This is a genomic window from Microbacterium sp. GQ128 (genome assembly GCF_059758615.1).
This window is the reverse complement of the sequence record NZ_JCAXDY010000001.1, coordinates 685576-706378: the sequence shown is the minus strand read 5'-3', so window position 1 is coordinate 706378 and position 20803 is coordinate 685576. Positions and strand designations below refer to the sequence as shown.

18 protein-coding genes and 1 tRNA gene are annotated in these 20803 nt (G+C 68.8%); 11 read left to right on the top strand and 8 right to left on the bottom strand.

Annotation, left to right across the window (positions count from 1 at the left end; all coding sequences use genetic code 11):
- The first annotated feature begins 23 nt into the window (after window positions 1–23).
- Entirely contained in the window at window positions 24–2480 is a 2457-nt protein-coding gene (locus AC6CHX_RS03455; protein WP_498271636.1) for a tetratricopeptide repeat protein, read from the top strand.
- A gap of 50 nt (window positions 2481–2530) precedes the next feature.
- Window positions 2531–5029 (top strand): aminopeptidase N, encoded by a 2499-nt coding sequence (gene pepN, locus AC6CHX_RS03450; protein ID WP_498271635.1) that lies wholly within the window; start codon window positions 2531–2533, stop codon window positions 5027–5029.
- Here the strand turns inward: pepN and AC6CHX_RS03445 are convergent.
- Together AC6CHX_RS03445 and AC6CHX_RS03440 are read right to left on the bottom strand one after the other, a co-directional pair.
- The gene (locus AC6CHX_RS03445; RefSeq protein ID WP_498271634.1) at window positions 5026–5556 is read right to left on the bottom strand and encodes a GNAT family N-acetyltransferase; all 531 of its coding nucleotides are present in this window, start codon (window positions 5554–5556) and stop codon (window positions 5026–5028) included. The genes pepN and AC6CHX_RS03445 overlap by 4 nt on opposite strands.
- A complete protein-coding gene (locus tag AC6CHX_RS03440; protein ID WP_136043770.1) occupies window positions 5553–6191 on the bottom strand; it encodes an MBL fold metallo-hydrolase in 639 nt (212 codons plus the stop codon). Before AC6CHX_RS03440 ends, AC6CHX_RS03445 begins: the two co-directional genes overlap by 4 nt.
- 149 nt (window positions 6192–6340) lie before the next feature.
- Between AC6CHX_RS03440 and AC6CHX_RS03435 the strand changes: the two genes are divergently transcribed.
- A tRNA-Glu gene (locus tag AC6CHX_RS03435) sits at window positions 6341–6413 on the top strand.
- A 112-nt stretch (window positions 6414–6525) separates the two neighbouring features.
- Here the strand turns inward: AC6CHX_RS03435 and AC6CHX_RS03430 are convergent.
- Window positions 6526–7641: a DUF4349 domain-containing protein gene (locus AC6CHX_RS03430; RefSeq protein WP_498271633.1), complete on the bottom strand. Its 1116-nt coding sequence runs from the start codon at window positions 7639–7641 to the stop codon at window positions 6526–6528.
- Window positions 7638–8198 carry an RNA polymerase sigma factor gene (locus AC6CHX_RS03425; protein ID WP_498271632.1) on the bottom strand — a complete coding sequence of 187 codons (561 nt, stop codon included), beginning with the start codon at window positions 8196–8198 and terminating at the stop codon, window positions 7638–7640. The genes AC6CHX_RS03430 and AC6CHX_RS03425 overlap by 4 nt, the downstream gene beginning before the upstream one ends.
- A 264-nt stretch (window positions 8199–8462) precedes the next feature.
- Between AC6CHX_RS03425 and AC6CHX_RS03420 the strand changes: the two genes are divergently transcribed.
- Window positions 8463–9467, top strand: a complete 1005-nt coding sequence (locus AC6CHX_RS03420; RefSeq protein WP_376105508.1) for a TerC/Alx family metal homeostasis membrane protein — start codon at window positions 8463–8465, stop codon at window positions 9465–9467.
- Window positions 9468–9490: 23 nt separating this feature from the next.
- On the opposite strand, the gene AC6CHX_RS03415 is transcribed toward AC6CHX_RS03420, so the two are convergent.
- On the bottom strand, window positions 9491–10804 hold the full coding sequence (locus AC6CHX_RS03415) for an LLM class flavin-dependent oxidoreductase (RefSeq protein WP_498271631.1): 1314 nt from the start codon (window positions 10802–10804) through the stop codon (window positions 9491–9493).
- Window positions 10801–12096: an O-acetylhomoserine aminocarboxypropyltransferase/cysteine synthase family protein gene (locus AC6CHX_RS03410; protein WP_498271630.1), complete on the bottom strand. Its 1296-nt coding sequence runs from the start codon at window positions 12094–12096 to the stop codon at window positions 10801–10803. The genes AC6CHX_RS03415 and AC6CHX_RS03410 overlap by 4 nt, the downstream gene beginning before the upstream one ends.
- A 189-nt stretch (window positions 12097–12285) precedes the next feature.
- On the opposite strand from AC6CHX_RS03410, the gene leuC reads away from it, so the two are divergent.
- The 6 genes from leuC to AC6CHX_RS03380 all read left to right on the top strand — a co-directional run bounded on the left by leuC (window position 12286) and on the right by AC6CHX_RS03380 (window position 18660).
- Window positions 12286–13758, top strand: a complete 1473-nt coding sequence (gene leuC, locus AC6CHX_RS03405; RefSeq protein ID WP_498271629.1) for a 3-isopropylmalate dehydratase large subunit — start codon at window positions 12286–12288, stop codon at window positions 13756–13758.
- Complete coding sequence (gene leuD / locus AC6CHX_RS03400; RefSeq protein ID WP_498271628.1) at window positions 13758–14354, top strand: 3-isopropylmalate dehydratase small subunit; 597 nt, start codon at window positions 13758–13760, stop codon at window positions 14352–14354. Before leuC ends, leuD begins: the two co-directional genes overlap by 1 nt.
- Before the next feature lie 66 nt (window positions 14355–14420).
- Window positions 14421–15788 carry a UDP-N-acetylglucosamine 1-carboxyvinyltransferase gene (gene murA / locus AC6CHX_RS03395; protein WP_376105521.1) on the top strand — a complete coding sequence of 456 codons (1368 nt, stop codon included), beginning with the start codon at window positions 14421–14423 and terminating at the stop codon, window positions 15786–15788.
- Between the two features lie 5 nt (window positions 15789–15793).
- A complete protein-coding gene (locus AC6CHX_RS03390) occupies window positions 15794–16549 on the top strand; it encodes a lysophospholipid acyltransferase family protein (protein ID WP_498271627.1) in 756 nt (251 codons plus the stop codon).
- The gene (locus AC6CHX_RS03385; protein ID WP_498271626.1) at window positions 16515–17672 is read left to right on the top strand and encodes an NAD(P)H-dependent glycerol-3-phosphate dehydrogenase; all 1158 of its coding nucleotides are present in this window, start codon (window positions 16515–16517) and stop codon (window positions 17670–17672) included. The genes AC6CHX_RS03390 and AC6CHX_RS03385 overlap by 35 nt, the downstream gene beginning before the upstream one ends.
- Window positions 17578–18660 (top strand): D-alanine--D-alanine ligase family protein, encoded by a 1083-nt coding sequence (locus tag AC6CHX_RS03380; RefSeq protein ID WP_498271625.1) that lies wholly within the window; start codon window positions 17578–17580, stop codon window positions 18658–18660. The genes AC6CHX_RS03385 and AC6CHX_RS03380 overlap by 95 nt, the downstream gene beginning before the upstream one ends.
- 21 nt (window positions 18661–18681) lie before the next feature.
- On the opposite strand, the gene AC6CHX_RS03375 is transcribed toward AC6CHX_RS03380, so the two are convergent.
- A complete protein-coding gene (locus AC6CHX_RS03375) occupies window positions 18682–19167 on the bottom strand; it encodes a DUF3515 family protein (RefSeq protein WP_136043786.1) in 486 nt (161 codons plus the stop codon).
- Between the two features lie 23 nt (window positions 19168–19190).
- On the opposite strand from AC6CHX_RS03375, the gene thiL reads away from it, so the two are divergent.
- Window positions 19191–20186 carry a thiamine-phosphate kinase gene (thiL, locus tag AC6CHX_RS03370; protein ID WP_136043788.1) on the top strand — a complete coding sequence of 332 codons (996 nt, stop codon included), beginning with the start codon at window positions 19191–19193 and terminating at the stop codon, window positions 20184–20186.
- Here the strand turns inward: thiL and rsmD are convergent.
- The gene (rsmD, locus tag AC6CHX_RS03365; RefSeq protein ID WP_498271624.1) at window positions 20156–20770 is read right to left on the bottom strand and encodes a 16S rRNA (guanine(966)-N(2))-methyltransferase RsmD; all 615 of its coding nucleotides are present in this window, start codon (window positions 20768–20770) and stop codon (window positions 20156–20158) included. The genes thiL and rsmD overlap by 31 nt on opposite strands.
- Between the last annotated feature and the right edge of the window lie 33 nt (window positions 20771–20803).

Here is a 20803-nt window from a genome sequence, read left to right as displayed (position 1 = left end):
GCAGCCTGCCATAGGCTCGACTCATGCCCGCCCCGCGCACCCTCGATGAGCTCTGCGCCGGGCTGGGGCGGATGCGTACGGATGCCGGGTCCCCCTCGTACGCGGAGATCGCCCGGCGTATCGGACGGCTGCGCGGCGGAGCGGAACCGGCGAAGGTCACGGTCTACGACTGTTTCCGTCCTGGCAGGAGACGGGTCGACGATCGGCTCGTCGGAGACATCGTCCGAGCCCTCGGCGGCGAGGAGACCGATTCCGAGCTCTGGCGCGAGACGGCGCGCGTGCTCAACGGCGAGCGGTCGGGAGTGCACATCGAGGTCGCGCACGCTGCGCGGAACGCTCCCGGTGCGGAGATCGGTCGGGAAGCGCTGCTCGCCTCCGTGCCCGCGGCGGACGTGCTCGTTCTCACCGGGCTGCCCGGCTCGGGGAAGAGCACCTTCGCCTCCGCGCTGGTCGGCACGGAATCCGTGCTCACGGTGCAGCTGCGCGAATCCGAACCCGATCGTCCGTACGCCGACCCCATCGACATCCTGAGACGCATGCTGGGTGCGCTCGGCGTCCGTTCGCTGCCCTACGAGCTGCCCCGGCTGCGCGAGACTCTCCAGCTCGTCGCTCGCGGCACGACCGTGATCGTCGAGGATGCGGGTGACGCACGGCGCCTTGCGGCCCTGATCGTCCCGGGGGTGCGGTTCCTCGTCACCTCCCGGGTCGACCTCGCCGAGCTCGAGCAGCGCCTGCGCCCACTGACCCTGACCGTCGCTCGTGTCGTCGTTCCGCCGATGACGGATGCCGACGCGCAACGGCTCCTCTCGCATCTCATCCCGGTAGAGGGGACGGAGCCGCTCGCCGGCTCGGACGTCGACGTCCGTGCAGGCGCGCTCCGACGCATCGTGGCCGTCGGGGGTGGTCTCCCGCTCGACCTCGTGATGCTCGCGGGGATCGTCCGGGAGCACGAGGGGTGGTCGTTCCAGGATCTCGCGTCGCGCTTCGAGCACGAGCCGCGTGATGCGCGGATCCGTCCTGTGCTCGAAGCCGCCACCCGTTCGCTGTCACCGAGCGAGGCCGATCTGCTCGCAGACGCTGCGCTGTTGGACAGGGACGTCGACGCCGGGGTGCTGCTCGCTGCCGGCGATCCGTCGGCCGAGGCGGATCTGCGTCGCCTGCACGCCCGCCATCTCGTGGAGCTCCGTGACGGGCATCTGCACATCCATGCCACCGTCTTCGCATTCGCCGCGGAGAGATCGCGCTCGCTTCGTCCGTCCTCGGAGCGCAGGGCTTTCGTGCGGAAGGCAGCGGCCGCGGTGCTGGCGCGGATCCGCTCGGATCCGGACTATGCGGCGCGGGAGGTCGTGACCGTGCTCGCCGTGGCGGCGGCGGCGCGAGAGCACACCGCCGATTCCGCGGTGGAACAGCTCGCCATCGAGGCGCACCCCGGACTCTCCCGGTGGTCGTTGTGGAACGAGTCGCTGCGTCTGCATGACCTCGCAGCGCGCGGGGAGGGGCTCGACCTTGTGCCGGAGATCGCACTGGGCGTCGCGCACTGCGCCGAGAAGCTGGGGCGCCTGGACGAGGCGCTGATCACGCTGCACCGGGTGCGACGCATCGCGACCGGGGCGTCCCTCGCGCGCACCTGGAATCAGATCGGCAACGTCCAGCGGTGGATGAGCCATCTCGACGAGGCGCTGCGCTCGTACGAGGTCGCGATCGGTCATGCGCGGGCCGCGGGGGATCGGATCGTGGAGGGGCGGGCGACCGGCAACCATGCCGACACGCTGCGCATCCTCGCCCGCTACCCGGAGGCACGCGACCGTTATGCGGTGGCCTTGAGGATGGCTCAGGAGGAGGGTGATGACCTCAACGTCGCGGTCGTCCGCGGCAACCGGCCGCTGCTCCTCCTGGCCACGGGGCAGCTCGATGACGCGGCCGGCGAGCTGCACGAGCTGCTCGACGAGTCGAGCGTCGACTCGCTGCCGTTCGTGCGGAGGACCCTGGCCCTGGTGGCCGAGGCGACGGGCGACGACGAGCGTGCCCGCGAGCTGTGCGCGACAGCGCGACAGGCGCTGCAGACGGCCGGGGAGTTCGCGACCTCGGCGGACCTCGACCTCCTGGAAGCACGGATGGACGGCCGCGCCGGGGACTTCGTGAGCGCGCGATCCATCGCCGAACGGACGTTGCGCGAGGCCGAACGCGCCGGCTCGCCGCTGATCGCGACCGAGGCGGCGAACTCGCTGGCCGAGATCCTGGTGCGCGCTGCGGTGAGCGACTCGACGGCCGCCCACCACCTGCTCGACGATGGGAAGCGGCACGCCGAGGAGGCGCGGAGCATCGCTGAGGCCACCGGTGATCGGGCGGAGGTGGCACGTAGCGACGCCGTCCTCTCGTCGATCGCAGCTCTGCGGGGCGATGGCGCGACGGCGGAGACGCTGGCGGCGGCTTCGGCGCGGCTCTACGCGGAGATCGGCCATCGCCTGCGCGGTGCCTGAGGTGTGAAGGTGGGGCGGTCCGCGTCTCGTCCGGATGCCAGGATGGAGGAATGGACACCGCCAACCTCACCCGGGAGGAGACCGCCGCGCGATCCGCCGCGGTCACCCTGCATCGCATCCGCGTCGAACTCGACCTGACGGGGGCGCCCGAGCGGGCCCGCACCGGGTTCCCGACGGTGACGACGCTCGAGTTCGACGCCGCGGCGGAGTCGACCTGGCTCGACTTCGTCGGCGAAGATGTCCGCCGTGTCGAGGTGAACGGCGTCGACCAGGATGTCGTGTGGGACGGAGCACGGATCTCGCTCGCCGGTCTCGCCGCCTCCAACGTCGTCCGCGTGGAAGCGATCGGGGCGTACAGCCGTTCCGGCGAGGGACTGCACCGCTTCCACGACCCGGCCGACGACGAGACGTACCTGTACACGCAGTATGAGCCGGCGGATTCACGTCGCGTCATGGCGTGCTTCGAGCAGCCCGACATGAAGGCCGAATACACCTTCGTCGTCGATTCCCCCTCCGAGTGGGAGGTTCTCTCCAACCAGTCGCCCGCGCACGTCGACCTCGGCGTCGGCGTGCAGCGGGTGGAGTTCGCGCCCACCCTGCCGATCTCGAGCTACATCACGGCGGTCGCCGCCGGCCCTTACACGCGTGTCGACGGCGAGTGGCGGCGCGAGGAGCAGCAGATCCGCCTGGGGGTCTTCGTCCGCCGGTCGCTGGCGCCGTATCTGGAGGCCGACGAGATCCTCGACGTCACCCGGCAGGGACTGGACTTCTTCACCGACGCCTTCGCCTACCCGTACCCGTGGGGCAAGTACGACCAGATCTTCGTTCCCGAGTACAACCTCGGTGCGATGGAGAACCCCGGCCTCGTGACGTTCACGGAGTCGTATCTCTCCCGCGGCGCCGCGACGGATGCGCAGCGCGCCGCACGGGCGAACACGATCCTGCACGAGATGGCCCACATGTGGTTCGGCGACCTCGTCACGATGACCTGGTGGGACGACCTCTGGCTCAAGGAGTCGTTCGCCGACTACATGGGGGCGCACGCCTCCGCCGTCGCCACCCGTTTCCATGACGCCTGGGTGAAGTTCGCCGCGAGCCGCAAGGCCTGGGCATATCAACAGGACCAACTGCCGACGACACACCCGATCGTGGCGGACATCACCGACCTCGAGGCCGCGAAGCTGAACTTCGACGGGATCACGTATGCCAAGGGCGCCGCGGTCCTCAAGCAGCTGGTCGCCTTCGTCGGCGATGATGCGTTCTTCGAGGGCGCTCGGCGGTACTTCGCGGCGAACGCGTTCGGGAACACCACGCTCGACGATTTCCTGGTGCAGCTCAGCGCCGTCTCCGGCCGCGACATGAGCGACTGGTCGGCGGCATGGCTGCAGACCTCCGGTGTGTCGACGCTGTGGACCGAGAAGGATGACGAGGGCCGCAGCGTCCTCGTGCAGACCGATCCGCGCCCGCACCGACTGCGCATCGGGCTGTACGAGCGCCAGGACGGACGCGTCGCCCGGCGCGAGCAACGGGAACTCGACGTGATCGGCGAGCGGACCCCGCTGGACCTGCCCGAAGCCGATCTGGTGCTCCTCAATGACGACGACCTCACCTACGCCAAGGCGCGGCTCGACGAGCGGTCTCTGCGTACGGTCGAGGCGTCGCTCTCGGAGATCGAGGAGCCCCTCGCGCGGGCGCTGGTGTGGTCGTCGCTGTGGAACGCCACGAGAGACGGAGAGCTCGATGCAGCGCGGTACGTGGCGATCGTGCGCACTCACGGCCCCGCCGAGTCCAACATCGGGCTCTTGACGGGTGTCCTCGCGAACGCCGCGTACGCCATCCGGCACTTCGTCGCGGACGACGACCGTGCTGCAGAACAGCGCAGCTGGACGGACGCCGTGTGGGATGCGTTGCAGGCCGCGGACGCCGGCAGCGACGCGCAGCTGTCGTGGGCGCGGGCGCTCGCGACCGCATCCGCATACGACGACGCGCACCACGAGCAGGTGCGCGCCCTCCTCGACGGCGACGTGCCCACAGGTCTCGTGGTCGACCCCGACCTGCGCTGGCAGTTGCTGACGGCGCTCGTCACGACGGGACACGCCGACCTCGCGGACATCAGCGCCGAGCAGGAGCGCGACGACACGGGCAGCGGACGGACGGCAGCGCGGCGCGCACGGTCGTCGCGGCCCGATGCCGCCGTCCGGCGCGAGGCCTGGGACTCCGCGTGGAACGACCTCTCGCTCAGCAACGATCACCTCGACGCCGAGATCGAAGGATTCCGGGCCGGTGGCCGCCGCGATCTGACCGAGGCGTTCGACGCCGAGTACTTCGCCCGTATCGCGGGAGTCTGGGGGGATCGCAGCATCGAGATCGCTCGGCGACTGGTGCTCGGTCTGTTCCCTGCGACTGAGTCGTTGCACGCCGTCGACGAGTGGCTCGCCCAGAATACGGAGGCGCCTGCGGCTCTGCGGCGGCTCATCGTCGAGCAGCGCGATCACCTGGAGCGCGACCTCAGGGTACGCGCCGCGCAGGGTGCCACCGAACTCGACTAGGCGGGAGAGACTTGCATCCCCATCACGGTGCGCACGATCCACGGGTGGGCGTGGTCGTCGTCGATGTGCGTCATGCCGACGTTCTCCGCGACGCCCCGCGAGGCGCCGTTGGCGGGGTGGATGATCGCGGTCAGCAGTGTCGGCGCGAACTCACGGGCGACGAGTTCGACGCAGGCGCGAGCGGCCTCGGTCGCATACCCCTGGCGCTGCATGGACGGGCTCACGTGATAGCCGACCTCCAACACCGGATCGCCGTTGACGGACTGCCAGGTCAACCCGCAGTCGCCCACGAACGCGCCCGCATGCGTCTCGATGATCCACAATCCGTGGCCGTGCTCCCGGTACCGCTTCTGCATGCCCGCGAGCCACTCGGCTGTCTCGGTGCGGCTCTTCGGCGCCGGATAGAACGCCATCACCTCCGGATCGCCGAGGAGATCGGACATCAGGTCCAGGTCGTTCTCCGTCATCTCCCGGAAGACCAGTCGCTCGGTCGGTGAGGGGAGGAGCCGTCGGGTCGTGCCGCTCACAGATCGAGCGATTCGCCGGGCTCCAGCACGAAGAACTCGCCGCCGCCCTGCTCGGTGGCCCACTGCAGCCGCTGACGGTGCATGTTCTTGCCGATGACCGAGAGCGTCATGTCGTGGGTGCCGAAGGCGCGACGCGGCGCGACGGCGAGCACGTAGTCCATCGCCTCGCCGATCTTCAGCCAGGGCGCGCCGAGCGGCGCGGCGAGCGTGCCGACTGCGATCCCTTCCGGTACCGCATAGGAATCCCCGGGGTAGTAGAGCTCGTCGTTCACCAGCACACCGACGTTCTCGACGACGGGCAGCGACGAGTGGATGACCTCGTGCGTGCCGCCGAAGAACCGGAGTGAGAAGTCGCCGACCTCGACCGAGTCCCCGGGGGAGACCACGGTGATGTCGTATCCCTCGGCCGCGCGAGCCACCCCCGACGGCGCGAAGATGGGCGTGCCCGGCGCGGCGCGCAGGAGGCGGTCGAAGTGATCGGACGTCCAGTGGTCGGGGTGCTCGTGAGTGATCACGATCCCGACCAGGCTGTCGAGATCCACCAGCGGTGCGGTGAAGGAGCCCGGGTCGATCAGGAGGGTCTTCCCGCCGACATCGAGGCGGAGGGCGGCATGTTCGAACTTGGTGACGCGCATGGGACGAGTCAACTCCTTCATCCGGCGCACGGCAAACGGATTCTGCGCGCCACGCCCGGGAGTCGGGTCGGGGTGGCGTCGATTTGGCGGACCGAGAAATGCCATGGCATACTTGAACGGTTGTCGCGCGACGGAAACGTCCGCCAGACGGCCCCATCGTATAGCGGCCTAGTACGCTGCCCTCTCACGGCGGTAACGCGGGTTCGAATCCCGCTGGGGTCACACAACATGAGAAAGCCTCCGGTTCGCCGGGGGCTTTCTTGTTTTCCGCACATGCGAAGAGGCCGCTTCCTGTTCTCGGAAGCGGCCTCTTCGGGGATTTCGCCCGACGACGTCAGGCGTCCTCGGCGCCCGCCTGCTCCGCATTCGTCGGGGGTGCGGAACGACGGTTCCGGCGCGCTCGACGGATCAGCCACACGATCAGCACCACGACGCCCACGACCGCGAGCCAGGGAAGGACGAAGCCCGCCGCGATCACGAGGGCGTTGAGCGAGACGACGAGGCCGTTCCACCCGGCGAGCAGCCCGTCGGCGAATCCCGCGGGGTCGGCCGTGGCCGTCGTCTCTCGGGTGAGTTGCACCTGAAGCGATGACATGGCGACCTGATCCTGCAGGGACTCGAGCTGCTGCTCATACGACTCGAGCTGCGCCTGCCGGTCGGTCAGTGCGACCTCCGCCTCGATCAGCTCGGAGACGCTGCCCGACTGCGACATCAGCTCGGTGAGACGATCGACGGAGGCCCGCGTCGAGTCGACGCGCGCCTGGAGATCGATGGAAACCGACGTCACGTCCTGCTTCGACGTGGACGACGAGAGGACCTCACCGGTCTCGCCGAGCGCGGCGATGACCTCCGGCAGATCGGCGGAGGGCACGCGGATGCTGATCCAGCCGTACGCCGAGTCGGCGGGTGCAGGCTCCGATGTGCCGTCGACGGCGACCGACTTCCCGACCTCGGTGCTCTCGACGTAGCCGTCGTGCTCCTCCGCGAGCGTTGCGATCGCCGACGCAGCGTCCGCGACGCTCTTCACCTGGACGGTCGCCTGCGCGGTCGCGATGATCTCCCGGTCGGCCTCGGCGCTGTCGGTGCCGACGACGGCGGAGTCGGAGACGTTCCCGGGAAGCGATTCGGGTGCCGACTCGGACATCTGATCCGGGGATGACGACGAGGAATCCATCGAGACGCCGCCGGGGAGGCTTCCCCCATCGGCCGTCGACGATGCACCGCCGCCGACGGCGCCCAGTATCGGGGGAGTGACGAGGACGCCGACGACGAAGGCGGCGGCGATGCCGGCGCCGGTGAGCCAGCGCCGGCGGCGCTTCCTGGCGCGCTCGGACTTCGGATGCGCAGGGGAGCGTTCTGCGGCGATCTCGGTGAACACGGCGGTCTCCATGCGGGCGATGGTCTCGTCCGACAGCACGGGCAGATCGCTGCGGGGACTCTGGTCGTTCATGCGTCTCTCACTTCCTTCACGGCGCCGCGCAACCGGGTGCGCACTCGGGAGAGACGGTTACGGACGACGGCGTGCGTGATGCCCAGCTCCTCGGCCGCGGCCTGATACGCATACCCTTCGGATGCGCACAGGCGGAAGATCTCGCGGTCGAGATCGTTCAGGGTGCCCACCTCGGCAGCGATCCGCGCGGCGAGCTCGGCCGTGATGACCTGTTCTTCCACGCTGACGGTGTCGGGGAGCAGGGTCCCATCGACGGCGTCGGCGGTGTGCGCCTGGTCACGGCGTCGCTGGCGCAGCCGGTTCGCGGCCTGGAAGCGGCAGATCGTGGCCAGCCAGGGCAGGATCGACTCGCCCTGGAGCTCGAGGGCGGGGAGCTTGCGCCAGGCGACGACGAACGTCTCCTGCGTGACGTCCTCCGCGTCGGCGGGCGACGCGAGGATGCCCTGGGCGATCCAGTAGACCGGCCGCACGTGTGCGCGGTACAGCTCGCGGAAGGCGTTCTCGTCGCCGGCCGCGGCCTGCGCCGCCCATTTCTGATCACTCGTCTGCACGGGCATCCTGATTCCGTTCGGTGTCTCTCACCAGGGAAGTGTCGATCGCTGCCTCATCGTCTCAGATTCGGTCGTCGCGTTCGCGTGTTCGCTGTTCCCCGAGATGCCGCGGCTCCGGTAGCATTGCCCGGGCGAGAGGGAGTATCCCGGATCCGCGCGTAACGTCATCACGAGCACCGTCATCGCTGCTCCGGGCGCGCGACGCACATCTGTGCGGGGGAGAGACTTTCGACGTATTCCCGACCCCTCCGCGAAAGGCCCCGTGCGCCCTTGGAAATCCCTGTCTGGTTCGAGATCACCTCGATGGTCGTCCTCACGATCATCCTGATCGGCGACCTGCTCCTCATCCGGCTGCGGCCGCACATCCCCTCGACGAAGGAGTCCACCCTGTGGGTGGTCTTCTACGTGGGCCTCGCACTGCTGTTCGCGGTGCTCCTGGGCAACGTCGGCGGCTGGCAGAACGCCGGCGACTTCATCACCGGCTGGGCCCTCGAATACAGCCTGTCGATCGACAACCTCTTCGTCTTCGTCCTGATCATGGCCCAGTTCGCGGTACCACGACGCCTGCAGCAGCAGGTCCTCATGGTCGGCATCATCATCGCGCTGATCCTTCGTGGCCTCTTCATCCTCGCGGGTGTGGCGATCGTCGAGAACTTCTCGCCGATCTTCTACATCTTCGGTGCGTTCCTCATCTGGACGGCGATCCGTCAGGCCATGCCCGACGGCGACCACGAGGGCGAGGTCAAGCGTGAGAACTTCATCGTGCGGTTGCTGCGTCGCCGCGTCGACATCAGCGAGGAGTACGACGGATCGAAGATCCGCACCACGGTCAACGGCAAGCGCATGTGGACGCCCATGGTGATCGTCTTCATCACGATCGGTGTCACCGACCTGATCTTCGCGATCGACTCGATCCCCGCGATCTTCGAGATCACCACGAACGGCTTCCTCGTCTTCGCGGCCAACATCTTCGCGCTCATGGGTCTGCGCCAGCTCTACTTCCTGCTCGGCGACCTGCTCGATCGCCTCCGCTACCTGCACTACGGCATCGCGGTGATCCTCGGCTTCATCGGCATCAAGCTGATCCTGCACGCGCTGCACGTGAACGAGCTTCCGTTCATCAACGGCGGAGAGCACGTCGAGTGGGTTCCCGACATCAGCAACATGGTCTCGCTCGGCGTGATCCTGGCCTCGATGACCATCGCGACGGTCGCGAGCCTCATCGCCTCCTCGCGTGACAAGCGCGCAGAGAAGAAGGCCGCGCTCAGCGAGTAGTCCTTGCGGCGGACCTGCGCGCTTCAGAACGCGCGCAGGTTCGCCTGCAGGCCGCCGTCCGCGTACTCGCGACGGAGGATGCCACGGCGGCGCAGGACGGGCACGAGCTCGTCGAGCGTGCGGTGCAGGGTGACCGGGTGAAAATCACCCCAGAGCAGCACGCCGTCGTTGCCCCACTCGCCGAGTTCATCGATCAGGTCGGCGAACTCTTCGGCCGTTCCCACGAAGCCGGAGCGGTCCGTGATCCGGCCCGTGCGTGCGAGCGCCGTCAGATGGGCGCGCAGCGGGGCCTCCTCGCCGCGGTCTCCGATCAGACGCTGGATGCTTCCGCGCGAGACGTGGGCGCCGAAGATCGAGAGGTCGAGCGCCTTGTCGAGGTCGAGGGACGTCAGGTCGGTCTCGAGGTCGCTGGACTGCTTGCGGGCGATCTGCACCAGTGCTGCGTCGTCGGGGTGGGCGGAGGCGGCGACGATGCGATCCGCCTCCTCGCTCGATGAGGTGATCACGGGCTGGATGGCGAAGAGGATCTTGATGTCCTCGGGCCGCCGCCCCTTCGCGATCGCCGCCTCGTGCACTCTGGCGCGGTAGTCGCGGACGGACTTCTCGTTCAACGGGGCCAGAGCGAGCTGGACATCGGAGTTCGCGCCCGCGAAGCCGAGTCCGCGCCCGGAGCCGCCGGGGGAGACGATCGCGGGATCCCCGTCAGGGAACGGGAGCGCGTTGAGCGGGCCGTCGAAGGCGAAGTGCTCGCCTCGGTGGCGGACCGGCTGCAACTTCGCGCCGTCTGCGTAGACGCCGGTGTCTCGGTCGGCGACGAGTGCGCCGTCGTCCCAGCTGTGCCACAGGGCGCGGATGCCGGCGAGCCATTCCTCCGCCCGGTCGTACGCCTCGTCGTGACCGAGCTGCGGCGCGTCGGAGAAGTGTCGCGCGCTTCCGGTGTCCGTGACCACGTTGAGACCGAGCCGATGCCCGCTCAGGTGCTGCAGCGTCGCGAACTGGCGCGCCGCGGTGTATGGCAGATACGCGGCGGGATTGACGGTCGGCACCACGCCCAGGTGCCTCGTCGCCTGGAACAGGTACGGAGCGAGGAGGAGCGGATCGTGCTTGGGGCCGCCGAAAGCATGGCGGACCCGCAGGTCGATCGTGGACGGCGACCCCAACGACGGTGCGTCCTCGATGATGACCAGGTCGAAACCCGCCTGCTCGAGGGTGCGAGCAGCGTCCTGGTACACCTCGGGACGCGTCCAGTCGTAGTCCCAGTCGAGCGAGGGATAGCCCCAGCCCTGCGGACCGAAACCGCGCGCCAGGAACCAGCCGAAGTGCTGGGGGCGGCTCATGCCACGGTCTCCCGCACGCCCTGGAGCACGTGCGACAGGTCGGCGATGAGATCGTCGACATCCTCGATGCCGATCGACAGACGCAGGGTTCCCGGTCGTACGCCGAGAACCTCGCGCTCCTCATGGGTGCGCTGCGCATGACTCGTCGTCCCTGGATGCAGGACCAGGGAGCGGACGTCGCCGATGTGGGTCATGTGCGTGAAGACCTGCACGTTCTCGACGAATCGGCGTGCCGCGGGGAGCCCGCCGCGCAGGGTGAACGTGAAGATCGACCCCGATCCACCGTCGAGGTACCGCTTCCCGAGCTCATGGTCGGGATGCGAGGGAAGCCCGACGTAGTCGACGCTCTCGACCGCGTCGTGCTGTTCCAGCCACTGGGCGATCTCGAGGGCGTTGCGGGACTGCCGCTCGACGCGGAGGCCGAGCGTCTCCACACCCTGGCCGATCAGGAAGGCGTTCAGCGGAGACGGCGACGCTCCGAAACGCGGTGCCACCGACTCCCGGGCATAGGCGATGCGAGCGCGACCGCCGTGACGAGCGAAGACGCTGGGCGCGTCGCCGCGTCCGGGAAGGACGAGGTGCGGCGCGTTGTGTCCCGCGAGCTCGGCGTCGAAGCGACCGTCGTCGATGATCACGCCGCCGAGGACGGATCCGTGGCCGGCCAGGAACTTCGACGCGGAGTGGACGACGATCGCCGCGCCGTGCTCGATCGGTCGCAGCAGGGCAGGGGTCGCCAGGGTGTTGTCCACGATCAGCGGGATCGCGAAATCATCGGCGATGTCGCTGATGGCACGCACGTCGAGCACATCGTTGCGCGCGTTCGCGAGTGACTCGGCGAACAGCGCGCGCGTATTCGGACGGATCGCCGCACGCCAGGCATCCGGGTCCGAGATGTCTTCGACGAACGTCACGTCGATGTCGAGACGCGCCAGGTTGTCGAGGAAGAGGCCCCTGGTGCCCTCATAGATGTGCGTGGAGGAGACGATGTGATCGCCGGCGCCCACGACGGTGAGCAGGGCGGTCGCCACCGCCGCCTGTCCGCTCGCGACCAGCACCGCGTCCGCGCCCGACTCCAGAGCCGCGAGCTGACGCTCCACGGCCCGAACCGTCGGGTTGCCCGTGCGGGTGTATCCGAAGCCGGTGCCGGTGCTGAAGTGGTCCGCTGCGTGATCGAAGTCATCGAACTCGAAGCCTGCCGTGAGGTAGATCGGGGTCGCGCGAGAGGACGCCGTCTCACGGCTTCTCGCCGCGTGGACCGCACGGGTGGCGAAGCGGGCGGTGTCGACGGTCATGCGGTGCCTCTCAGTCGTTCGGGTGTCAACAGAGTGTCATGACGGGTCGGAGCGCGTCCGAGCGGTGGTAATCTGTCGTCATGCGGACCGTGCTCCTTCTTCTTAGCGGCCGCGACGAGACCTCGATCTGAGCCCCTCCTCGTCGCGGAGTCCATCGTGGGCCGAACCGCCAGCCACAGGAGACACGCAATGACCACCCCCGCAAACGGTGCCGATTCCGCACGCCGCCGGACCCTCGCCGAGAAGGTCTGGGACGACCACCTGGTCGTCAAGGGCGAGAACGGCGAGCCCGACCTCATCTACATCGATCTGCACCTCGTGCACGAGGTCACCAGCCCGCAGGCGTTCGACGGCCTCCGCAGCGAGGGGCGGCCGCTGCGTCGCCTGGACCTGACGATCGCGACCGAGGACCACAACACCCCGACGCTGGAGATCCACAAGCCGATCGCCGATCTGACCAGCCGCACGCAGATCGAGACCCTGCGCCGCAACGCCGCCGAGTTCGGGGTGCGTCTGCACTCTCTCGGTGACGCGGAGCAGGGCATCGTGCACGTCGTGGGACCCCAGCTCGGACTGACGATGCCCGGCATCACGGTGGTCTGCGGCGACTCGCACACCTCGACGCACGGCGCGTTCGGAGCCATGGCCTTCGGCATCGGGACCAGCGAGGTCGAGCACGTCATGGCCACGCAGACCCTGCCGCTGAAGCCGTTCAAGACGATGGCGATCAACGTCGAAGGCACACTACGCGAAGGCGTCACCGCGAAGGACATCATCCTCGCCGTGATCGCGAAGATCGGCACCGGCGGCGGTCAGGGCTACGTGCTCGAGTATCGCGGCAGCGCCATCCGCGCCCTCTCCATGGAGGGCCGCATGACGATCTGCAACATGTCGATCGAGGCGGGAGCGCGGGCCGGGATGGTCGCTCCCGACGAGACCACGTTCGCCTACCTCGAGGGCCGTCCGCACGCTCCGAAGGGCACGGACTGGGACGACGCCGTGGCCTACTGGCGCACCCTGCCGACCGACGAGGGCGCGACGTTCGATGCGGAGGTCTTCATCGACGCCGACGAGCTCGAGCCGTTCGTGACCTGGGGGACGAATCCGGGTCAGGGAAGCTCGCTGTCGTCGTCGGTGCCGAATCCCGCCGAGATCGCCGACCCGAACGAGCGGGCTGCGGCCGAGCGGGCGCTGGAGTACATGGACCTCACGCCGGGAACGCCTCTCAAGGAGGTCCCGGTGGACGCGGTCTTCATGGGCTCGTGCACCAACAGTCGCATCGAGGACCTGCGCGCCTTCGCCTCGATCATCCAGGGCAAGAAGAAGGCCGACGGCGTGCGCGTCATGGTCGTCCCCGGGTCCGCGCGCGTGCGCCTCGAGGCCGAGGCCGAGGGCCTCGACAAGGTCATCACCGACTTCGGAGCGGAATGGCGCTTCGCCGGCTGTTCGATGTGTCTGGGCATGAATCCCGACCAGCTCGCACCGGGGGAGCGCTGTGCTTCCACGTCGAACCGCAACTTCGAAGGACGACAGGGCAAGGGAGGGCGCACGCATCTCGTGTCGCCGCTCGTGGCCGCCGCGACCGCGATCCGCGGCACGCTTTCGAGCCCGAGCGACCTGACGGATGCTTCGACAGGCTCAGCAACCCAGGAGGGAAACTGATGGAGAAGTTCATCACGCACACGGGCATCGCGGCACCGCTGAAGCGCTCGAACGTCGACACCGACCAGATCATCCCGGCTGTCTTCCTGAAGCGCGTCACGAAGACGGGTTTCGAGGATGCGCTGTTCCACGGCTGGCGCCAGGACCCTGAGTTCGTGCTCAACCAGGCGCCGTTCCAGGGTGCCTCGGTGCTGCTCGCCGGACCCGATTTCGGCACGGGATCCAGCCGTGAGCACGCGGTCTGGGCGCTGCGGGACTTCGGCTTCAAGGTCGTGCTCAGCCCTCGCTTCGCCGACATCTTCCGGGGGAACTCCGGCAAGCAGGGTCTGCTCGCGGCGACGATCTCGGGAGAGGATCTCGAACGTTTCTGGGCCGAGGTCGACCGGAATCCCGGGGTTCAGATGACCGTCGACCTCGAGGCACGCACCGCGTCGATCGGCGACGTCCAGGCCGAGATCGGGATCGACGATTACACTAGATGGCGGCTCCTCGAAGGGCTCGATGACATCGGGCTCACGCTGCGCAACGAAGACAAGATCGCGCAGTTCGAGGCCCGTCGCGAGTCGTGGCGGCCCCGAACCCTCCCCGTTCAGTAGACGGTGGGGGCGGGGGAGCCCAGGGGCAACCCGCCCCCGAAATCCGTAGATGAAGTGAGGCTCCGAATGACGACACCTGTGCGCGACGCTCTCCCGGACGGAGTCCCTGCACTCACCGGAGACGTCCTCGCCATTCGAGGCGGACGCCCGCTTCGCGGTCGCGTCGACGTCAAGGGGGCGAAGAACCTGGCGACCAAGGCCATGGTCGCCTCGCTCCTCGGCGAGACCGTGAGCACCCTGCGCGACGTGCCGGCGATCAGCGACGTCGCCGTCGTGCGCTCGCTGCTCGAGGTGCACGGCGTCCGTGTCAGCGAGGGCGATGAGCCCGGCTCCCTCGTCTTCGACCCGAGCGACGTCGAATCCGCCCACTTCGAGGAGATCGACGCGCATGCCGGTGCATCGCGCATTCCGATCCTGTTCTGCGGACCGCTCCTGCACCGTCTCGGTCAGGCGTTCATCCCCGACCTCGGCGGATGCCGCATCGGAGACCGTCCGATCGACTTCCACCTGGACGCCCTCCGCAAGTTCGGCGCCATCGTCGAGAAGCTTCCCAGCGGCATCCGCCTCTCCACCGGCGGAGGCCGACTGCACGGGGCGAACATCCACCTCCCCTACCCGAGTGTCGGTGCGACCGAGCAGGTGCTGCTCACCGCCGTCCGAGCCGAGGGCGTCACGGAGCTGCGCAACGCCGCCATCGAGCCCGAGATCATGGACCTGATCGCGGTCCTCCAGAAGATGGGCGCGATCATCTCCTACGAGCCGAATCGCGTCATCGTCATCGAGGGCGTCGAGAAGCTCCGCGGCTACGACCACCGGTCGATCTTCGACCGCAACGAGGCGGCGTCCTGGGCATCTGCAGCTCTGGCGACCGACGGCGAGATCTTCGTCGGCGGAGCCAAGCAGCAGGAGATGCTGACGTTCCTCAACGTCTTCCGCAAGGCGGGCGGCTGGTTCGACATCCAGGAGGACGGCATCCTCTTCCGCCGTGACGGCGAGATCAAGCCCGTCGTCGTCGAGACCGACGTGCACCCCGGCTTCATGACCGACTGGCAGCAGCCGCTCGTGGTGGCGCTGACGCAGGCCCACGGGCGTTCGGTGGTGCACGAGACGGTGTACGAGAACCGGATGGGTTTCACCGACGCGCTGGTCAAGATGGGCGCCGACATCGTCGTGCACCCGCACGGACTGCAGGCGGGACCGCGTCGCGTTCCGCGCCGCGAGCTCGAGCAGGCCGCTGTCATCACCGGTCCGACGCCGCTGCACGGAGCCGAGATCGTGGTTCCCGACCTTCGTGGCGGTTACAGCCACGTGATCGCGGCCCTCACGGCCACCGGCGAGTCGCAGGTGTCGGGAGTCGACATCCTCAGCCGCGGCTACGAGAAGTTCCTCGCCAAGCTCGACGCGCTCGGCGCCGACTTCGACGTCATCCGGTGAGCCGGATGGCACGACGGTCGGCGGAGACGACGCGACCGAGCGTCTTCTGGCCGCTCGCGGCACTGGTGATCCCGCCGGTCGCGCTGATCGCGAAGATCCGCGTCTCCGGCGGCGAGAAGCTCCCGCAGGAGGGGTCGTTCATCCTCGCGCCGAACCACTATTCGGAGTTCGATCCGCTCATCGTGGCGGTCGCCGTGTGGCGGATCGGTCGTGCGCCGCGGTTCATGGCTAAGGAGAGCCTTTTCAAGGTCCCCGTCCTCGGCTGGTTCCTGCGTCGTACGGGCATGATCCCGGTGGCACGCGCCTCTTCCGCGGCATCTGCGCGGCAGACGATGAAGCAGTCCGAGGAGCTGGTGGAGCACGGTCGCGGAGTGATCGTCTATCCCGAGGGAACCCTCACTCGCGACCCCGACCTGTGGCCGATGCGCGGCAAGTCCGGTGCGGTGCGTCTGGCCCTCGCCGACGGAATCCCCCTGATCCCGATGGCGCAGTGGGGTACCCAGGAGATCATGGGGCGCTACCAGAAGGGCCTGAGCCTCTGGCCGCTGCGCAAGCCCGTGCGAGTGCTCGTCGGCGATCCTGTCGACGTGTCGGACCTGCGCGGACGCGCGGGCGAACCGGCGGCGCTCACCGAGGCGACGAACCGGCTGATGAACGCGATCACGGCGCTCCTGGAAGAGCTGCGTGACGAGAAGGCGCCGGCCGAGCGCTGGAACCCGGCAAGCCATGGGCAGAAGGAGACCGGACGCCTTGACTCCTAAGAGAACAGCGCCTGTCGGGCCGCGCGTCACCGTCATCGGAGCCGGCAGCTGGGGGACGACTTTCGGCAAGATCCTCGCCGACGGCGGCGCCCAGGTGACGATGTGGGCCCGCCGCGCCGAGCTCGCGCAGGAGATCAACGAGGCCAAGCGCAACTCCCGCTACCTGCCCGGCATCAATCTTCCCCGCACTATGGCCGCCACTCATGAGCTCGCGACATCGCTCGACGGCGTCGAACAGGTGTACCTGTCGGTACCGAGCCAGTCGCTCCGCGAGAACCTGAAGGCGCTGCGTCCGCTGCTCGCCGACAGCGACACGAAGATCATCAGCCTCATGAAGGGCGTCGAGCGCGGCACGGGGCTGCGGATGAGTCAGGTGATCCAGCAGGAGCTCCGCTGCGACCCTGACCGCATCGCCGTGGCGTCCGGCCCGAACCTCGCGCTGGAGATCGCCCGCGAGCAGCCGACCGCTGCCGTGATCTCGTCGCGCAGCCAGGAGACGGCCGAGATCGTCGCACGTGCCGCTCGCAACACCTATTTCCGTACGTTCGTGAACACCGACGTGATCGGCACCGAGTTCGGTGGAGTGCTCAAGAACCTGATCGCGGTCGCCATCGGCATCGTCGATGGCGTCGGCTACGGCGAGAACACCAAGGCGTCGATCATCACGAGAGGTCTCGTCGAGATGACGGACTTCGCCGTGGCGAACGGCGCGCATCCGGAGACGCTGCAGGGGCTCGCCGGCCTCGGTGACCTGATCGCCACCTGCCAGTCGCCGCTGAGCCGCAACAACACGGCCGGGCGCCTGCTCGGTCAGGGATACAGCTTCCAGGACGTCGTGAAGCAGATGCAGCAGACGGCGGAGGGGCTGGCATCGGTCGCGCCGATCCTGCAGCTCGCACGCGAGGCCGAGGTCGACATGCCCATCGTCGAGCAGGTGAAGATGGTGCTCGACGGCAAGATGGATCCGCGAGACATCGCACCCCACCTGACGACGGACGACGACACCCCGCAGGGTGAGAGGACCAACCATGGACAAGCAGACGGTGGTGGTGCTCTTCGGCGGGCGCTCCAGCGAGCATTCGATCAGTTCCGCAACGGCGGGGGGCGTGCTGGGCGCGATTGATCGCGACCGCTACACGGTGATCCCGGTGGGGATCACCCGCGAGGGAGCCTTCGTCCTGGAAGACGACGATCCCGCGAAGTTCCCGCTGGACGCCGCACACCTTCCCGAGGTCGTCGACAACGGCACCCGCGTGTTGTGGCCCGAGCCCGGTGGCGACCGCACACTGCGCGTCGTGCAGGTCGACGGCTCCGTCGAGGGCTTCGGCGCCGTCGATGTCGTGCTCCCGATCCTGCACGGGCAGCACGGCGAGGACGGCACCATCCAGGGGTACTTCGACACACTCGAGGTGCCGTACGCCGGCGGCGGTGTCCTCGACTCCGCCCTGTGCATGGACAAGCACTTCATGAAGATCGCCCTTCAGGCCGCGGGCATCTCGGTGGCGCCCTGGGTGACCGTGCGCCGCGCGGACTGGGATCGCGATTCAGCGGACATCCGCGCGCGTGCCGCCGTCCTCGGCCTGCCGCTGTTCGTGAAGCCGGCTCGTGCGGGCTCGAGCGTCGGCGTGTCCAAGGTCGACGTCGCCGAGGAACTCGATGCGGCACTGGCTGTGGCGTTCGCCGAAGACGACAAGGTGCTCATCGAGACCGGTGTGAGCGGCCGCGAGATCGAGGTCGCCGTGCTGGAGACCGCCGAAGGCGTGCGTGCCTCTCTTCCGGGGGAGGTCGTGCTCACCTCGCGCGGGTTCTACGACTTCGAGGGCAAGTACCTCGGCGGTGACGGCGTCGACGTCGTCTGCCCGGCCGAGGTGAGTCCAGACGAGACCGCGGCCATCCAGGAGGCGGGCCTGCGCGCGTTCGAGGCTGTCGACGGCCGGGGACTCGCCCGCGTCGACATGTTCCTGACGCCCGAGGGCGAGCTGGTCGTCAACGAGCTCAACACGATGCCGGGCTTCACGCCGATCTCGATGTTCCCGAAGTGCTGGGTGGCATCCGGCCTGAGCTACGGCGAACTGATCACCGAGCTCATCGAGGCGGGTCTGCGCCGCTGACGTCGGCGCCTCCGCCCGCGGTCAGCTCGCGGGGAACTCGACGCGGTCGGTGCACTTCGCCGTCGCCGGCGCCAGTCCGGACTGGATGCTCGTGGAGATGGAGTCCACGATGGACTGGAAGTCGACCTGCTCGCCGCGACGGATGTTGACCTCGACGGCGGGCTCGCGCCCGTAGGTGACCAGGCGCTGCCGCTCCTCCTCCTGCTCGAGGACCAGCCAGTCCACACCCCCGAGTGTCGTGCAGACGAGTGCGGAGGGGGCGGGCGGCTCGACGCCGCAGCGCAGCGCGACCGTGGTGGGCTCTCCCCACGCTCCGGTGGCCTGAGCATCCGTCCAGACCCGGTCGAAGCCGCCGACGCTGTCCGGCAGCAGCACCGAGACCGAGGCGCAGGCCGGATCGTTCGCATCATCGGCCGGCTCGAGGTGCACGGTCGTGGAGCATCCGGCGAGGGCGGCGGAGAGGATCACCGCGCCTGCGAGGGCAGCGAGGCGACGGGAACGGAGCATGCTTCCAGGCTACCTTTGACAGCATGCCCTCCCGACCCGATGCCGATGATCCGCGCCTGGGCGATGTCTCCGAAGGACGCATCCTGCAGGCGATCCTGACCCGCACCGCACCGGCCGCGCACACCTTGATCGGGCCGGGTGATGATGCGGCCGTGATCGCGACGCCGTCGGGCAGCGTGGTGGCAACGACCGACACCCTCGTGCACGGACCCGACTTCCGCCTCGCGTGGTCCAGTGGGTACGACCTCGGCTGGAAGGCCGCAGCCGTGAACCTGGCGGATGTCGCGGCGATGGGGGCCCGGCCGACGGCTCTTCTGGTCGCGCTGGCTGTTCCGCGGGATCTGCGTCTCTCGTTCGTCGAGCGTCTCGCCGACGGCTTCCGTGACGCGTGTGACGCTTTGGCGCCGGGCTGTGCCGTGGTCGGCGGAGACCTCACGGTGTCCGATGTGCTGACCATCGCGGTGACGGCACTCGGGGATCTCGAGGGTCGCGCTCCGGTCACCCGCAGCGGCGCTCGTCCCGGTGACGTCGTCGCCGTCGCCGGCGAGCTGGGCCACGCTGCACGCGGGCTCGCCGTGCTGTTCGGACGATTCCGCGACGGCGACGTCCCGGTACCGGTCGATGTCGCGCAGCTGGCCGCGGGGGAGTCCGCTGCTGTGGCCGCGCAGCTGCGCCCCTCGCCCCCGATCGGTCTCGGCACGGTGGCGGCGACGGTCGGCGCCACGGCGATGATGGACATCTCCGACGGGCTCGCTCTCGATGCGCGCCGGATGGCGGCGGCATCCGGAGTCACGATCGCTCTCGACCGGGCGGCGCTGGGCACAGATCCGGAGCGGGCGATCGCCGGGGGAGAAGACCATGCACTGCTCGCGACGTTCCCCGAGGGACTGCTCCCGCCCGGGTTCCGCGTGATCGGCCGGGTCATCCCGAGCGGCGACGACGATCTGCTGTGCGACGGACTTCCCGTCGACCTCAGCGGATGGGATCCCTATCGGGACTGGGACTCGGTCTCCGGCTGACCATCCGCTGACGAGCTCTCGTCCGCCGCGGGCTCCGCCCACCAGAGTGTGGTGTCGCCGTAGGACTTTTCCCGGAACAGCTCCAGACCCGCGGTGCCGAAGTCCGGAGGCGTCGAGCGGCGTGCTCGTTCCACGACGACGACCGCGTCCGCGGACAGCAGCGGGGCGAGGGCGACGAGGTCGGCCGTCATGGTCGCGTCGTCGAGGTCGTATGGCGGGTCGGTGAAGACCAGATCAAAGGGGCCGGTCGCGCGCTGCAGGAACGCATGGACCGTGCCCTCATGCACCCGACCGGTTGAAACGCCACCGGCCTTGGCGACGACGGCGGCGTTGCGGCGGACGATGGCCGCAGCCGGACGGCCGCGCTCGACGAGGTCCGCGCTGACGGCACCCCTGCTGAGCGCCTCGAGGCCCAGGGCGCCGGAGCCGGCATACAGGTCGAGGACGCGTGCGCCGCTGATGGCGCTCAGCGCCCCCAGCGCCCCGAAGAGCGACTCCCGGACGCGGTCGCTGGTCGGTCGCGTGCCGGCCCCCGGTACTTCCAGCCGGGCGCCCCTGGCAGCCCCTGCGATGATCCTCGTCACCACTTCACGATACGACAGCGCGAGTGCCCGGCG

What these genes read in the sequence shown, in the direction of transcription:
- AC6CHX_RS03455 (WP_498271636.1), top strand. Translation starts at nt 24, where the DNA reads ATGCCCGCCCCGCGCACCCTCGATGAGCTCTGCGCCGGGCTGGGGCGG.
- pepN (WP_498271635.1), top strand. Translation starts at nt 2,531, where the DNA reads ATGGACACCGCCAACCTCACCCGGGAGGAGACCGCCGCGCGATCCGCC.
- AC6CHX_RS03440 (WP_136043770.1), bottom strand. Translation starts at nt 6,191, where the DNA reads ATGCGCGTCACCAAGTTCGAACATGCCGCCCTCCGCCTCGATGTCGGC.
- AC6CHX_RS03430 (WP_498271633.1), bottom strand. Translation starts at nt 7,641, where the DNA reads ATGAACGACCAGAGTCCCCGCAGCGATCTGCCCGTGCTGTCGGACGAG.
- AC6CHX_RS03425 (WP_498271632.1), bottom strand. Translation starts at nt 8,198, where the DNA reads ATGCCCGTGCAGACGAGTGATCAGAAATGGGCGGCGCAGGCCGCGGCC.
- AC6CHX_RS03415 (WP_498271631.1), bottom strand. Translation starts at nt 10,804, where the DNA reads ATGAGCCGCCCCCAGCACTTCGGCTGGTTCCTGGCGCGCGGTTTCGGT.
- AC6CHX_RS03410 (WP_498271630.1), bottom strand. Translation starts at nt 12,096, where the DNA reads ATGACCGTCGACACCGCCCGCTTCGCCACCCGTGCGGTCCACGCGGCG.
- leuC (WP_498271629.1), top strand. Translation starts at nt 12,286, where the DNA reads ATGACCACCCCCGCAAACGGTGCCGATTCCGCACGCCGCCGGACCCTC.
- leuD (WP_498271628.1), top strand. Translation starts at nt 13,758, where the DNA reads ATGGAGAAGTTCATCACGCACACGGGCATCGCGGCACCGCTGAAGCGC.
- murA (WP_376105521.1), top strand. Translation starts at nt 14,421, where the DNA reads ATGACGACACCTGTGCGCGACGCTCTCCCGGACGGAGTCCCTGCACTC.
- AC6CHX_RS03390 (WP_498271627.1), top strand. Translation starts at nt 15,794, where the DNA reads ATGGCACGACGGTCGGCGGAGACGACGCGACCGAGCGTCTTCTGGCCG.
- AC6CHX_RS03385 (WP_498271626.1), top strand. Translation starts at nt 16,515, where the DNA reads ATGGGCAGAAGGAGACCGGACGCCTTGACTCCTAAGAGAACAGCGCCT.
- AC6CHX_RS03380 (WP_498271625.1), top strand. Translation starts at nt 17,578, where the DNA reads ATGGACAAGCAGACGGTGGTGGTGCTCTTCGGCGGGCGCTCCAGCGAG.
- AC6CHX_RS03375 (WP_136043786.1), bottom strand. Translation starts at nt 19,167, where the DNA reads ATGCTCCGTTCCCGTCGCCTCGCTGCCCTCGCAGGCGCGGTGATCCTC.
- thiL (WP_136043788.1), top strand. Translation starts at nt 19,191, where the DNA reads ATGCCCTCCCGACCCGATGCCGATGATCCGCGCCTGGGCGATGTCTCC.